General features: G+C 73.9%; 10 protein-coding genes. 3 read left to right on the top strand and 7 right to left on the bottom strand.

Features of this window, described 5'->3' with window-relative positions; translation table 11 throughout:
* From IG64_RS38935 to IG64_RS41195, 5 genes are all read right to left on the bottom strand, one after another.
* Positions 1-1,539: an MFS transporter gene (locus IG64_RS38935; RefSeq protein ID WP_037857548.1), complete on the bottom strand. Its 1,539-nt coding sequence runs from the start codon at positions 1,537-1,539 to the stop codon at positions 1-3.
* Positions 1,532-2,434, bottom strand: coding sequence for a phytanoyl-CoA dioxygenase family protein (locus IG64_RS18450; RefSeq protein ID WP_037857547.1), 903 nt, complete (start codon positions 2,432-2,434; stop codon positions 1,532-1,534). The genes IG64_RS38935 and IG64_RS18450 overlap by 8 nt, the downstream gene beginning before the upstream one ends.
* A 115-nt stretch (positions 2,435-2,549) precedes the next feature.
* Positions 2,550-4,436 (bottom strand): carbamoyltransferase C-terminal domain-containing protein, encoded by a 1,887-nt coding sequence (locus tag IG64_RS18445; protein WP_234438548.1) that lies wholly within the window; start codon positions 4,434-4,436, stop codon positions 2,550-2,552.
* Between the two features lie 94 nt (positions 4,437-4,530).
* Positions 4,531-6,117, bottom strand: coding sequence for a radical SAM/SPASM domain-containing protein (locus IG64_RS18440; protein ID WP_037857543.1), 1,587 nt, complete (start codon positions 6,115-6,117; stop codon positions 4,531-4,533).
* 244 nt (positions 6,118-6,361) lie between these two features.
* Complete coding sequence (locus IG64_RS41195; protein ID WP_158771598.1) at positions 6,362-6,529, bottom strand: hypothetical protein; 168 nt, start codon at positions 6,527-6,529, stop codon at positions 6,362-6,364.
* A 511-nt stretch (positions 6,530-7,040) separates the two neighbouring features.
* On the opposite strand from IG64_RS41195, the gene IG64_RS18435 reads away from it, so the two are divergent.
* The gene (locus tag IG64_RS18435; protein WP_037857542.1) at positions 7,041-7,994 is read left to right on the top strand and encodes an alpha/beta hydrolase family protein; all 954 of its coding nucleotides are present in this window, start codon (positions 7,041-7,043) and stop codon (positions 7,992-7,994) included.
* Positions 7,995-8,390: 396 nt separating this feature from the next.
* Positions 8,391-8,612 carry a hypothetical protein gene (locus IG64_RS18430; protein ID WP_037857540.1) on the top strand — a complete coding sequence of 74 codons (222 nt, stop codon included), beginning with the start codon at positions 8,391-8,393 and terminating at the stop codon, positions 8,610-8,612.
* A 138-nt stretch (positions 8,613-8,750) separates the two neighbouring features.
* Here the strand turns inward: IG64_RS18430 and IG64_RS18425 are convergent, their stop codons facing one another.
* Together IG64_RS18425 and IG64_RS18420 are read right to left on the bottom strand one after the other, a co-directional pair.
* Entirely contained in the window at positions 8,751-10,247 is a 1,497-nt protein-coding gene (locus tag IG64_RS18425) for a carboxylesterase/lipase family protein (protein WP_037857537.1), read from the bottom strand.
* A 21-nt stretch (positions 10,248-10,268) separates the two neighbouring features.
* A complete protein-coding gene (locus IG64_RS18420; RefSeq protein WP_107474297.1) occupies positions 10,269-11,183 on the bottom strand; it encodes an MBL fold metallo-hydrolase in 915 nt (304 codons plus the stop codon).
* A 196-nt stretch (positions 11,184-11,379) separates the two neighbouring features.
* Between IG64_RS18420 and IG64_RS18415 the strand changes: the two genes are divergently transcribed.
* A complete protein-coding gene (locus IG64_RS18415; protein WP_078884076.1) occupies positions 11,380-14,244 on the top strand; it encodes a helix-turn-helix transcriptional regulator in 2,865 nt (954 codons plus the stop codon).
* The last annotated feature ends 94 nt before the right edge of the window (positions 14,245-14,338 follow it).

The following is a 14,338-nucleotide window of genomic DNA, read 5'->3' as shown; positions in this document are numbered from 1 at the left end:
TCACCCCTTGTCGGGAAGATCGGTGTGCGGTTCGGAAGGTGGACGCGGGGGCGCGTTCCCGGGGCCGGCCGGGGTCTCGCGCAGCGGGGCGAGCAGCAGCAGGGCGCCCGCGGCCAGGACCGCGCCGCAGACGACGAACACCGCCGGCACGGACAGGATCTCGGCGAGCAGCCCGCCGAGGAGGGCGCCGACGGGCATCGTCCCCCAGGCGCACAGCCGCGACACGCTCATCACGCGGCCCTGGAGGTGCTCCGGGGTCAGCCGCTGGCGCAGGGACATCACGGGGATGTTCCAGCCCATCATGAAGACGCCGTTCGCGGCCAGCGCCACGGCGGCGAGCGCGGGGTTCGGCGCCGCTCCCAGCAGGGCGTACGCGGCTCCGGAGGCCACCAGGGACCAGCGGGCGAGCCGGACGGTGGGCAGCCGGTCGGCGGCCCGGGGCGCCAGCCAGCTGCCCCCGACGGCGCCCAGCGACCCGGCGGTCAGCAGCAGCCCGTACCCGGTGCCGCTCAGCCCCAGGGTGCGGTCGCTGAGCAGGACGAGCATCGAGAAGGTGGCGGAGAAGACCAGGCCGTACAGGGCGCTCGCGGCCAGCGTGAGCCGCAGGGTGCGGTGGCGCAGCACGAAGGCGACGCCCTCGCGGATGTCCGCGAGCACACCGCGGCGCGCGCCGGGGTCCGCCGCGCGGGCGGCCGGACCCTCGGTGGCCGGCCCCGCGCCGGCCGGCCGTTCGGTGACCGGTCCCTCGCCGGCCGGCCTCTCGGCGGGCCGCCCCTCGCCGGCCGGCCCGTGGAGGGGCCGCCCCTCTGCGGCCGGTCCTGCCGCGGCCCGCCCTTCAGGTGCCGGTCCCGTGGAAGGCGGCTGCGCCGAGGGCGGCCCGGCGGAGGGCGTCGCCGGCCCGCTCGTCCGCTCCGGCGCCGGCCCGCGGCCCGGCCGGGCGAGCGGGGCGAGGCCCAGCAGGAGCAGCGCGGCGAGCGCGTACAGCGCTCCCCCGGCGGCCAGTGCCGCCGCGGCCGTCAGTCCGGCGAGGAGACCCGCCACGGGCGGTCCGGCCGTCTCGTTGAGCACGATCTGGGCCGCCGACAGCCGCCCGTTGGCCCGTTCCAGGTGCCGTTCCTCGACCAGGCGCGGCAGCATCGCGGGGGCGGCGGTGTCCGCCAGCGTCTCGGCGATGCCGAGGACGAACGCCAGCGCGTACAGCAGGCCCAGCGGCCGGTCCCGTGCGAGCAGCAGGGCCGCCGCGGCGAGCGCCGCCGCCCGGACCACGTTGCTGGCGAGCACGATGCGCCGCCGGTCCGTCCGGTCCACCAGGACGCCCGCCGGCAGCGCGAAGAGCAGCCAGGGAAGCATGTTCACGGCGGTCAGGCCGGCGACCGCCGCCGGGTCGGGGTGGTGCGCGACCACCAGCAGGGGCAGCAGCGTCCGGGTGATGCCGTCGCCCGCGTTGGAGGCCGCTGCCGAGGCCCACAGCCAGCGGAACGGACGGCCCAGGTCCGTCCGTCCCGCCGTGCGGGTCCCCGGCGACGTGGTGCTAGCCAACTACGCTCCCTCCGTGCCACGCGCGCAGCCCGAGCAGCCGCTCCCCCAGCTCCGTCAGCCGCGCCGGGCCGTACAGCTCCGCCTCCTCCTTGCGCACGCCGCCCTCCGGGGGGTGCGGCGGGACGCGGTCGCGCCAGAACCGCACCCGGGCCTCGCACAGCTCGGCGTTCTCCTCCCAGGCGGGCGCCATGGTCAGGTACTGCGCCATGCGCACCCGCCGCTCGGAGACGTTCGGGTGCACGCCGTGCGGGAGCAGGCTGTTGAAGATGATCAGGTCGCCGGGCGCGACCTCGGGCGTGGTGATCGAGTAGCCGGTGATGTCCGGGGTGAACGGGTCCCGGTCGGCGGGCTGCCGGCTCACCCACTTCTCCCACTCGGCGAAGATCTCCGGCACGCACTGGAAGCCGCCGATCTCCTCGTCGCCCGCCGTGAGGGAGAGGACCGCCTGGCAGCTCACCGGCAGCGGGTCGGCGGAGGTGTCCACGTCCCAGTGGACGAAGCCGCCGAAGGCCCGCTCACCCCGGTTGGGCGGGTTGACGTTGGCGAAGTCGATGGTCACCCACAGCTCGTCCTGGTCCCAGATGTCGGTGAACGCCTCGTACACCCGCGGTGTCTGGCGCGCGTCCCACTGGGCCTGGTGGTTGTACATCTCGACCAGTCCGCTGTGGCCGGGCAGCCGGTCGTTGCCGGTGTGCGGGGAGGTCCAGGTCGAGGGGTCGTCCGGGCTCATGTCGAGGAAGGAGCGCAGCCCGTCGGTGAGCGCGGCGACCGTCTCGGGCGCCACCGCCTGACGGACGATCACATAGCCTTGTTCGGTCCACTGGGCCCAGTCGGCGGGGGACAGGACACGCAGCGGCTGTGTCTTGCGGATGTCGCGCAGTTGGGTGGCGGGCACGTGCACTCTCCAGGGGAAGGACGCCTGTACAGGATCGGGTGGGCGGGCCGGAACGGACACCGCCGTTTTCGGCCGATCGCCGCCCGCCGGCGGGGGCGGGCGGCGGGGCCGGGGATCACTCGACGATCAGCCGGCGCCCGGGCAGCACCACGGCGTCCAGCTCCGTCTCCGCGAGCAGTTCCAGGGCCTGGTCGAGGTGGTTGAGGATGGGCCTGCCGCCCGCGTTGGCGCTGGTGTTGATGAGGACGGGCAGCCCGGTCAGGTCGCCGACCGCGTGGCACAGCCGGTGCAGCAGGGGGTGCGTGTCGCGCCGTACGGTCTGCAGGCGGGCCGTGCCGTCGATGTGCCGTGCCTCGGCGAGCCGGTGGGCCTCCTGCGGCCGTACCCTCACCGCGAACAGCATGCTCTCGGTGTGGTCCAGGGGGCCGGTGAAGTAGCGGTCCGCGACCTCCTGCGGGCAGATCGGGGCGACCGGCCGGAACCATTCGCGTCCCTTGATGGTCTGGGACACGTGCCGTCGGGCGCCGTTCCAGTGCGCCGACACCAGCAGCGAGCGGTGCCCGAGCGCCCTGGGCCCCGTCTCCATGCCGCCGTCCAGCCAGGCCACGCAGCGCCGCCCCGCCAGCAGGTCCGCGACCGTCCGCACCAGTTCGTCGTCGTCGGCGGCTTCGCGCGCGGTCCGGCCGAGAGCGCTCAGCCGCGTGGCGAGCCCGCCGCCCGGCCGGTCCGCTTCCCCCTGCGGCGGATCGTCGACTCCCTCCAACTGCGGTCCTGCGTAGGCCAGTCGCGCCCATCCGGAGCGGCCGGCCAGAGCCGGACGGTCGGAGGGTTCCGCGGCGGCCAGGGCCGCGCCGAGCGCGATGCCCGAGTCGTCGCAGCAGGTCGGGACGGACACGCGGGTGAACTGGCCGGACTCGGCGAGGCAGCTGTTCGCGGTGATGTTGAGCGCGCAGCCGCCCGCGTAGCAGAGCGTGGAGTAGCTGGGGAAGCGGCGGCTGATTCCGGTCGCCAGCCGGGTGAGGTCCCGCTCCACGGCGGACTGCAGGGTGGCGGCGAGATCCCGGCAGACCCGCTCGTCGGGTGAGGTCCCCACCGGGGTCGTCCGGCCGTCCGGGGTGCGGATCTCGTCGGGGAACACGGACCCGAAGGAGTGCACCACGTCGTCGTCCGAGGAGTCGGCCAGGCCCACGTCCAGGTAGCCGCCGCTGACCGGGTCGTACTCCCACCAGGTGTCGGCGTAGCGCAGCGCCGAGCCGGTCAGGCGGTCCTCGTCCAGTTGTTCGTACAGGTCGGGTGAGGCGCGCCGGGTGGACTGCGGGACCAGCATGGCGCGCAGCACCGGCAGCAGGGAGGGGTCGCTGTCGCCGGTGGCCGCCAGGCCGAGCAGTTTGCCGGTGTCGAACTGGCTGCCGTGCACCCGCCGGGCCAGCGCCTCGTAGACCAGGCCGAAGCGCGGGCCGCCGCGGTTGGTGAACGACATGACGGGGGTGAGCTGGTCGCCGTCGCCGAGGCAGACCATGCCGCACTCGGCGTAGTTGCCGGTCCCGTCGAGTGCCAGTACGAGGGCCTTGCGGGCACCGGAGGTGTAGTAGGCGAGGGCGGCGTGCGCGTAGTGGTGGCGGACGGCGACGAGCGTGATGTCGCCCAGCCCTTCGGCGAGCGGCCAGTCGACGGGTTTGAGCACGCGGGTCACCGCGTCGGCGAGCCCGGTGCCGCCCGTGGCCGTCCAGCGTGCGTCCTCGTTGACCAGCTCGACCAGCGCCGGGGGCAGGACCCGGCACACGGGGGTGTACCAGTCGGCCACCGCGACCCGGGTCACCGGGCTCGCCGCCCGCTCGCGCAGTTCCGCCAGCCAGCCGGCCGCCGCCTGCCGGAATCCGTCGTTGCCGCCGCACACGTGGCGCAGCCGCAGGCGGCGCTCCGCCTCGATGATCCGGTAGCCGTCCGCGTCGGTCAGGGCGGCGCCCGCGTCGTGGCCGAAGTGCATCCCGATCGTTGCCATGGAACCAGTCACCCTTCCTCTGCCGGCCGCGGGCTCACCCGTGGAGCGGCGGCCCGCGGTGCGCGGGACGCCGGGGACGTGCGCGGGGGCGCGCTCACGACAGCGCGGCGAGGCTCTGCGCGTGGTGCCGCTCCAGGAGGCCCTGCACCACCTCGCGCATGTAGGCGCAGTAGCCGGGCGACATCACCTGGATCGAGCCGTTCTCCTCCTCCAGCGCGCCCGCCGAACCGCCCGAGCAGGTGCCCTGCAGCTCGCAGCCCTGGCAGCCCGGCCCGTTGGTGTAGGCGCGCATCCCGTAGTCCTGGTAGGCCGGGGAGGCGAAGATGCCCCGCCAGTCGTCGATGGTGCCCAGCACCCGGGCGGTGGCCTTGCAGGCGAAGACGCTGCCGTTGGGTTCGATGGAGAGCTGCCGGCCGACCGCCGGACACGTCTTGTAGTCGGCCTGCTCGGCCCATTTGGCCTCGTCGATGATCATCTGGAAGGTCTGGTACCAGTAGCCGCTGAGCTGGACGCCGCGCTCGCGCCCGTAGTCGACGGCGGCCAGCAGCCGCTGCGCCACGTCGTGCGGGCTGTGCTGCTGGAAGAATTCCTTGGCCTGGAAGGAGACGATGACGTCCAGGGTGTCCAGGCCCGCCTCGGCGACGAAGTCGATCAGCGGGGTGCCCCACTTGTCCCAGGTGTACTGGGACAGGACCGTGGTGATGCTGACCGGGACGCCCGCGGCCTTCATGTCGAGGATCGCCTTGCGGACCACCGGCCACGGGGTGCGCTGCTGCTGCCCGCCGCGGAACTCGCCGGTCTCCGGCACCAGGTAGTCGATGGAGACCGTGGTGTCGACCCGGTGCTCGGCCAGGGCCGCCAGCAGTTCGTCGTCGATGCGGGAGCCGTTGCTCGTCAGGTCGTAGGAGAGGGTGACCCCGTCGTGGCTGTCGCCGAAGGTGCGCAGCACGTGCAGGATCGTCCCCCGGGCCAGGGTGGGCTCGCCGCCGAAGAAGGAGACGGTGAGGTGGCCGCCGCCGTTGGCCTTGCGCAGGGCGATGGCTTCCTTGATCGTCTTCTCGGCCACCTCGCGGGACATGTGCATCGAGGGGTTGCGGGCGCTGTCCGAGCCGTGGTTCCAGTCGCCGCTCGCCAGGGTGGGCCCGGAGTCCTGGCGGACCGGGCCGGTCCCGTCCTCGCGGGAACGGCGCAGCTCCACGAGGACGGGGCCGGGCTTCACCGACTCGCCGGAGGTGTTGCGCTCCTGCACACCGCCGTCGAAGTTGTACGCGAAGCAGCCCTGACAGGAGAAGTTGCAGGCGTTGGTGAGCACGAGCTGGATGGAGGAGTGGAAGACCCCGGTGCCCAGCGCCTCCTGACGGCTCTCGAGCAGGCGGTCGATCTCCCGGGCCTCGTCGTGGCCGGCCTCGACCAGGAAGCGCGCCTCCACGAGGTCGCGCAGCGAGTCGTCGTCGAGCCGCTCCCTCAGCCGCTCCACGCTGAGGCCCTGGGAGGCGTCCTTCAGGAGGTCGACGACGTCCTTGTCGACGAGCCGCGCATTCCCGTACAGCGAATGAAAGGCCATCGTCCGCTCGTCGCCCTCAAAGGAATTGAGGCGTCCCCCGAAAGACGTGAAATCCTGGTCACCCGCGGCACGCAGGGTGCGGACATAACGCGAGGACTGGTACACCGAATTCTGCATGCTGAAGACTTCTCCCTGCGTCTCACGGCTTTCGGCACGGTGCGGGGCGCGGCCCTCTTCCACGGCCCGGCCGCACGATTTCGCGGGGCGGGCGCGGGGGCGGCGGGCGCGCGGTAGGGCGTCGGCGGAAGGGCTCTGCGGACACGCGGCCCCTGGAACGCGGACCGACCCCGCACAGGGGTTCGGTCCGCGCTACGGCCCTGGGGTCCGGCCTGCCGGACGGAACCCCGGTCAGCCTCGGCGCTCAGGCGGAGGCGGACTCTTTCCGCTGCTCGGCGGGGGCGGTGTCGGCCTCCACCTGCTTGCGGACGGGCGTGATGGTCGGCGCGTTGCCCTTGTCCGGCGAGACGAACGCGCAGGGCCGCGACGACGCGGTGACCGCAGGTCGGGCGACCTTCCTGACTTCGGCCATGTGGCCTCCTCGATAGGTGCGGGACACAACGCGTTCCACTGAAGCAGAGGAGAACAGGGGCGATAAGACTTCATCCAGACACACTCGAATCCACGGGCAACCGCAGGGATTACGGCACCGAATCGATCTTGTGTCTGCCGCAGGCGGCCCGAGCGGTCTGGCGTTTTTCCCGGTCTCTATTCTTGATCGCATTTCCGGCGAGCCGGCCGGCCGGCCTCCGGGCGACTCCCGGACGGATCTCCGCCGAGACGAATTCCGGCCAGAAGGGGGAGCGGGGGCGGCCGGCGCGCCCGGACGATCCCGCCGGGAGCCGGGCCGCAGGGCGCCGGGAGTGCCCTCCCGGCGGGGCGGGCCTGCCGGCGCCGTGCGCCGTTGACAAAGCGGAACCACGCTCCACATACTAATCGGAGCCGTGTTCCGTTTCAGTCCGGCGCTCACGGCCGCGCTCGTCCGTCCTGTCCGGCTCCGGACGGCGGAGCTTTCCGGACTTCCTGGAAAGGACCTTCCTCCCATGAACGAACTCGCCTCAGCCGCCGGTGAGCCGCCCACCCCGGTACTGTCCTACAGCCCCCTCGTGCTTCCCGTGGCCGGGCGACCCGTGGACCTCCCCGTCCGTGTCACCGCGCCCGCCACCGGGACGGGCCTGCCCCTGATCCTGCTCTCCCACGGCCACGGCGGCTCGAACAACCTCTCCTCGCTCAACGGCTACGCGCCGATCGCGCAGTTGTGGGCGCAGGCCGGGTTCGTCGTCGTCCAGCCCACCCACCTCTCCTCCAGGACCCTGGCACACCGCCTCGCCGGCGCCCCCGGCGCGCCCTGGTTCTGGCGCTCGCGCGCCGAGGACATGACACACGTCCTCGACCGGCTCGACGTCATCGAGGAGACCGTGCCCCACCTCGCCGGGCGCATCGACCACGGCAAGGTCGCCGTCGCCGGGCACTCGCTCGGCGGCTTCACCGCCAACCTCCTGCTGGGCGCCCAGGTGACCGACCCCGGAACCGGAGAGCGGGTGAGCGTCCTGGAGCCCCGGATCACGGCGGGCGTGGTGCTCGCCGCACCGGGCCGCGGTGACGTCGTCCACCCGGCCATGGCCGAACGGATACCCGTCTTCAAGTCCATCGACTTCTCCACCATGGCCGCCCCCGCGCTGATCGTCGCCGGGGACAAGGACGACTCCCGGCACTTCACGGACGCCGGCCCCGGCTGGCACACCGACCCCTACGCCCTCGCGCCCGCTCCCAAGACCCTGCTCACCCTCTTCGGCGCGGAGCACGGGCTGGGCGGCATCGCGGGATACGACGCGGCCGAGACCACCGACGAGAACCCCGAACGCGTCTCCTGCCTCGGGCGCCTCAGCGCCGCCTACCTCTCCACCCACTTCCGGCTCGACGACCACGCCTGGCAGCGGGCCTGCCAAGACCTGCTGGCCGGTTCTGACCCGGTGGGCCGCGTCGAGTCGAAGTAGGCCCCCGCCGCGGGTGCCCCGGAGCGGGAACGTCCCGCACGGTGCTCCCGCCCGCCCCCCACCGCACACGTCACGCGGACCGGACGGTTCGCCTTCACCGTCTCACGCTGACACCACTCACACACGAAAGGCCGGTCGCACGACTCGGCAGCCCCCCTCGGCTCGGGGTTCACCCGGCCACCACCGCTGAAGAGGCCCTCGACGGCATCGATCTGACCGGCAGGAACGTCATCGTCACCGGCGGCCATGCCGGTATCGGACGCGAAGCCACCCTCGCTCTGGCCGCACGGGGCGCCCCCGCCACCGTCGGCGCCCGCACCCCTGACCGGGCCCGGGCGGCGGTGGCGGGTGCCGACGGCGTCCGGGCCAGCCGGCTGGACCTGGCGGCGGTGGCGGGTGCCGACGGCGTCCGGGCCCAGCCGGCTGGACCGGGCCGACCCGGCCTCGGTCGACGCGTTCACCGAGCGCTGGAACGCCACGGGCCGCCCCCTGCACGTCCTGGTCAACTGCGCGGGCGTACCGGCGCCCGCCGAGCGGGAGGCCGACAGCCGCGGCTACCCTCGGACGCCGCCTCGCACGCCCTCGACCCGCGTTCCGCCGAGCGCCTGTGGGAACTGAGCGAACGGCTTCTGGATCAGCCCGGCTGATCCGGGGGCCTGACACCGCTTGTCGGAAACAACGGCGCGGAGCTGGGGTGCGGCCCTCCAGAAGCCCGGTGAACTGGCCGGAATCACCGGGAGGACTCCGGCCGCTCGCCTACGGGAGCAGCCAGGCCCGGCGTTCCTGGCCGCGGGGGTCGTCGACCTGGGTCCACTCGGCGCCGATGCGCATCGTGGCCCTGCGCCGGGTGTCGTAGGGGTCCCAGCCCGGGTCGCCAGTCCTGGCGAACCGGATCCAGGCCGCGTGCATGCGGGCGGCGAGATCGGCGGGGGGCTCGCCGGGGCCGAGCAGCGCGGCGGGGCCGTGCAGCAGGGGCAGGTGGGCGAGGTCGAAGACGAAGGGCAGCTCGACCGCGTGGGTGGCGCCGAGCTGCCCGTCCAGGGCCTGGGAACGCCAGGCGAACTCGTAGGCGTAGGTGCCGGACCGGGGGTGGGCGGCATGCGCGCCGGCCAGTGCCCAGCTTCCCGCGCCGAACAGCGCGTCGCCCATGACGGCGGAGCGCAGCTCGCCGGAGGACGCCCCGGGGCGTGTCCTGCGGTAGGTGTCGAGGAGTCGTGCGGGGTCGGCGTGGGAACGGGCCGCCGCGTCCTCGGCATCGGCGGCGGTCGAGGCGGCGTACTTGTCCACCGGGACCAGGTAGAGGTTGCCCTCCTCGGTGTTGGTCCCGATGAGCAGGTCGACGTCGGAGCCGAGGCCGGCGGCGACCGATTCGGCGGGCTGCGTGTCGAGGACGAGACTGAAGGGGCTCAGCCCGATCAGCGGGTCACGCCGGGTCCCGGTCCGCAGGTCGAGGCCGGCGAGCCGGGAGGCGGCCTCGACCAGGCGCTCGTCGCAGACCTGGGCGAAGGCGTCGGCGTGCGGGGCGACGCCCAGGGTCTCGGCCGCCGCCCGGGTGACGCGGGCGGCCTGCTCGGTGCTGAACGCCCCCAGGCCGCTGCCGCTCTGGACGATCGCCCGGTGGAAGAGGCCCGCGGCCTCGGGGTCGGCGAGGACGCCGCCGACGACGGTCGCTCCGGCGGACTGGCCGAAGAGGGTGACGTGGTGCGGGTCACCGCCGAAGGCGGCGATGTTCTCCCGCACCCAGCGCAGCGCGGCGACGACGTCGAGCAAGCCGCGGTTGGCGGGCGCGCCGGGCAGGTCGAGGAAGCCGGCGATGCCGAGCCGGTAGTTGAGGGTGACGAGGACGACGCCGTCGCGGGCGAAGGAGGAGCCGTCGTACAGCGCGGACCGCGTCGATCCCGCGACGAATCCGCCGCCGTGGACGAACACCATGACCGGCAGGTCCGCGCCCGCGGCGCCGGGGGCGAAGACGTTGACGGTGAGGTAGTCCTCGCCCCGGCTCCAGCCCGGCCCGAAGTAGGGGGACATGTCGACGCTGCCGAGCCTGCGCTCGGCCTGCGGCGCGTTGGGCCCCGGCACGGTGGCGTCCCGCACGCCGGCCCACGGCTCGTGCGGCTGCGGCCGCGCGAACCGGGCGGCGCCGCGGGGCGGGGCGGCGTAGGGAATGCCGAGAAAGGCGGTGGTACCGCCCCGGCGCAGGCCGCGGACCGCTCCCTGCGCCGTGGTCACGATGGGGTCGGGGTGGTGGTGCACGGTGGTGCCTTCCGTGGGGTCTCAGGCCTGCTCGGTGTACGGGGTGAAGGGCGCCCAGCCCTTGACGGCGAACTTGCCGCCGTCGCGCGCCACTTCGGCGGCGCCGTGGCCGCCCAGGTGGGCGGGGATCACGAGCGCGTTGTTGTCGGCCGCCCAGCCGAGCACCTTGCGGCGGGTGGCGCGGGCGCCCGCGGGATCCTCGCAGAAGCAGCTGTTGGCGTCCGGTTCGAGGATCTGCACCGGGTTGTGCAGCAGGTCACCGACGAACACCGCGCGGTCCGTCCCCGAGGTGAGGGTGAGGACCGAGGAGCCGGGGGTGTGTCCCGGCGCCGCGTCCAGGCGCAGCCCGGCGTCGATCTGGTGACTGTTCTCCCACAGCAGCGTCTGCCCGGCCCGGTGCACCGGGGCGACACTGTCCTCGAACACGTTCTGGTTGCCCCGGCCGAGCAGCGGCTCGTGGCCGTTCTCCGGGTTCCAGAAGTCGAAGTCGTCCTTCGGCATCAGATAGGTGGCGTTGGGGAATGTGGGCACCCATCGCCGGCCGTCCAGATACGTGTTCCAGCCGACGTGATCGACGTGGAGATGTGTGTTGATGACGATGTCCACGTCCTCGGGCGCCACTCCGGCCCGGGCCAGATTTCCCAGGAAATCCGTCTCGAGGTGGCTCCAGACCGGCGCGTAGGGACGCTCCTTGTGGTTGCCCACGCCGGTGTCGACGAGGATGGTCGTGCCCTCGCTGCGCAGCACCCAGGTCTGGATCGCGGAATTCACGATGTTGGTGCCGGGATCCAGGAAATGCGGGGCCAGCCAGGAGGCTCCGTCGTCCCACACCTCCTTCGGGCTTTCCGGGAAAAAGGTGTCGGGCGTCATCTCGACAGAGCCGAAGTATTCCCATACCCGGGTGATGCCGATATTACCGAGTGTGATGTGGTGCAGGGGGTGCATGGGGTGTCCTGGGGAATTCGGAGGATTTCCTGAACCGTACGAGCGGGCCCGGCCGGCGGGGTATCCGTCACGTGACTGCACCGCCCGCACGGGCCGGGAGCGGCAGGGGACACGGCCGCTTGTAGCCTGGGTGGGCACGGCAAGGCGGCTCCCGTCCGAAGAGCCACGATCCCTGGAGACGGACCCCGTGGACGAGCACACAGGCGGCCTCGGTGCGGTCACGAGGCCGGAACCGGATCCGGGGGAACCGCTCGTCGGCCGGGAGGCGGAGCTGGGACGCCTCTTTCGTACGGTGGACTCGGCGTCGGCCGGCCCGGTGCTGATGCTGGCCGGTGGCATGGGCGCGGGCAAGAGCGTGCTGCTGGAGCGTGCGGCGCGCCGGGCCGAAGCCGCCGGCGCGCGCGTGCTGCGCGCCGCGGGCAGCGAGTCGGAGTCGGGCCTCGCCTTCTCCGCCCTGCACCAGTTGCTGCGGCCGGTGCCGGCCGAGGTGGACCGGCTGCCGCAGCGGCAGCGCGCGGCGATACAGCACGCCTTCGGCACGGGACCGGACGTACTGCGCCCGTCGGCCGCACCCGATCTCATGCTGATCGGGGTCGGCGTGCTGAGCCTGTTGTCGGCCCTGGGCGGCCGGCAGCCCCTGCTCGTGGTCCTCGACGACGCGCAGTGGTTCGACCGTGCTTCCCTGGACGCGCTGGCCTTCGCCGCCAGAAGACTGGACGGCGAACCGGTCACGATGCTGGTCGCGGCCCGCCGCGGCGAACTCCTGCCCGGGTTCGGTGGCCACGTGCCGACGCTCACCCTGGGGCCGCTCGACGGCGCCGCGGCCGGCCGGCTGCTGGACCTGCAGCCGGCGAGCCCCACCGGCCGCATCAGGGCGCGGATCCTCGACCAGGCGGGCGGCAACCCGCTGGCCCTGGTGGAACTGACGAGGGCCGCCACCGCCCCGGGCACGGCGGCGGTCGCGCCGCCCGCGGGGCCGCTCCCGGTCACTGAGCGTCTCGAGCGGATCTTCGCCGCCCGTCTGCACGGCCTCCCCGCCGCCACGGCACACGCCCTGCTGCTCCTGGCCGCGACGGACAGCGCCGACTCCGCGGTCGCCGTCTCGGCCGGGCTGCCGCACGCCGCGGACGAGGTCTGGCTGCCCGCCTCCCGGGCCGGGCTGGTCCGGCGGACCGGCCAGGACGTCCGCTTCCGCCACCCGCTGGTGCGGTCCGCCGTCTACCACGCCGCGACCCTGGACGCCCGCCGCGAGGCCCACCGCGCGCTCGCCGAGCTGCTGCGGTACGAGCCGGACCGGCGTGCCTGGCATCTGGCCGCCGCATGCCCGGGCCCGGACGCGGCCGTCTCGGCGGAGCTGGAGCGGACCGCCGGCCGGGCTCGTCGCCGCGGCGGCCACGCGGCGGCGGCCGAGGCACTGCAGCGCGCGGCCGACCTCGCGCCCCGGCGGGCCGAGAGCGCCCGGCTGCTGGTCGAAGCCGCGGCAGCGGCCGTGTTCACAGGAGACCTCGCCTGGGTGGAGGAGCTGGCCGCCGCGGCACGCGAGCGCACCGACGACCCCTCGCTGCTGGCGTCCGCCGCCGTGCAGACCGGACGGCTGGCGGTCCTGACCGTCCGCCACAGCACGGTCTTCTCCCGACTGGCCGACACCGCCGAGCAGTTGGCGGCGCACCAGCCAGCCGCCGCGCTCGACCTCCTGGCCGGCGCCGCCGTGGTCCGCTTCTACTCCGGGGAGGACACCCAGCGCCACCGCGTCCTGGACGTCCTCGGGCGTATCCCCGAGGACGCCGCACCCGCAGGGGCACGCATCTGGGCGCGGGCCGTGACGGACCCCTTCACCGACCGGGCCGGGCTCCTCTCCCTGCTCCCCCGGTTGGCCGCCGAGGCGGAGACCCGCCCGGAGCGGCTCACCACCGTCGGCATCATGGCGTGGCTGCTGGACGAGACGCCCCGGGCCGTCCGCGCCTTCGACGAGGCCTTCGACCGCTGGCAGGAACAGGGAGTGCTGCCGGACGGGCTCGGCGGCGCGGCCGCCTGGGCCTATGTGGAACGAGGACGGTGGGACCAGGCCCGTGAGGTCTGCGCCCGCACCACCGCGGTCGGCCGAGCGGCCGGCCTCGATCACGCCGTGGCCTGCGCGGCCACCGTGGAGGCCACCGTGCTGGCCTGCCAGGGTGACGTGGCGGCGGCCCGCGCCCGGGCCGAGGAGGCGCTGGCCCTCGTCGATCCGCTGGAAAGCCGCTCGGTCTTCGTCTACGCCCGTCGCGCGCTCGGTGCCGCGGCCGCCGCGGAAGGCGCGTACGAGACCGCCTACGAGCAGCTCCGTACGGTCTTCACGGCGGACGGAGCGCCCGCGCACTACCACGCCTCCTACCCTGCCGTCGCGGATCTGGCCGCGGCGGCCGTGCGCTGCGGACGCCGGGGGGAAGCCGCGGCGATCGTCGAGCGGTGCGCCCGATCGCTCGGGGAGGACGCCTCGCCGCGGCTGCGTGCGTTGATCAGCCGGGCCCGCGGCCTGCTGGCCGGCCCCGGGGACGCCGAGCCGCACTTCCGCACGGCCCTGGCCGACCCGGTGCTCGGACACTGGCCCTTCGAACGTGCCCAGACCCTGCTCGACCTCGCTGAGTGGCTGCGCCGCCGACGGCGCGTCGCGCAGGCGCGGGCGCCGCTCACCGAAGCCCTGGAGACCTTCCGGCGTCTGGGCGCCCGGCCGTGGATCGAGCGCGCGCGGGCCGAGTCACGCGCCGCCGGCCTGGACGTCGCGGACACGGCTCCCGACGCGCTCGCCCAGCTCTCGCCGCAACAGCAGCAGATCGTCAGGCTCGCCGCCCGCGGGCTGACCAACCGCGAGATCGGCGAGAAGCTCTTCCTCTCCCCGCGCACGGTCGGCTCCCACCTCTACCGCAGCTTCCCCAAGCTCGGCATCACCGCCCGCTCCCAGCTGCGCGACCTCATCGAGGGCACCCTGACGGCCGCCGCTCAGCAGGACCAGGGTCTTTCGTCCGGATCAGGCCCGGCTCGCGGGGTCCGGCCGGATCCGGACGAGCGTCCCTAGATGAATGAGTCCGATGTCTTCAGTGGTCGTAGGCGATCAGTGATCGTTTGACTGCGGTGCCGGTGGTCCAGTTGTGCCAGATGCATGCGGCGAG

The sequence above is a fragment of the Streptomyces sp. NRRL S-340 genome, from assembly GCF_000720185.1.
In the GTDB taxonomy this organism is placed as follows: Bacteria; Actinomycetota; Actinomycetes; order Streptomycetales; family Streptomycetaceae; genus Streptomyces.
The sequence above is the reverse complement of the archived record's forward strand: the minus strand, read 5'-3'. Positions and strand labels throughout refer to the sequence as shown.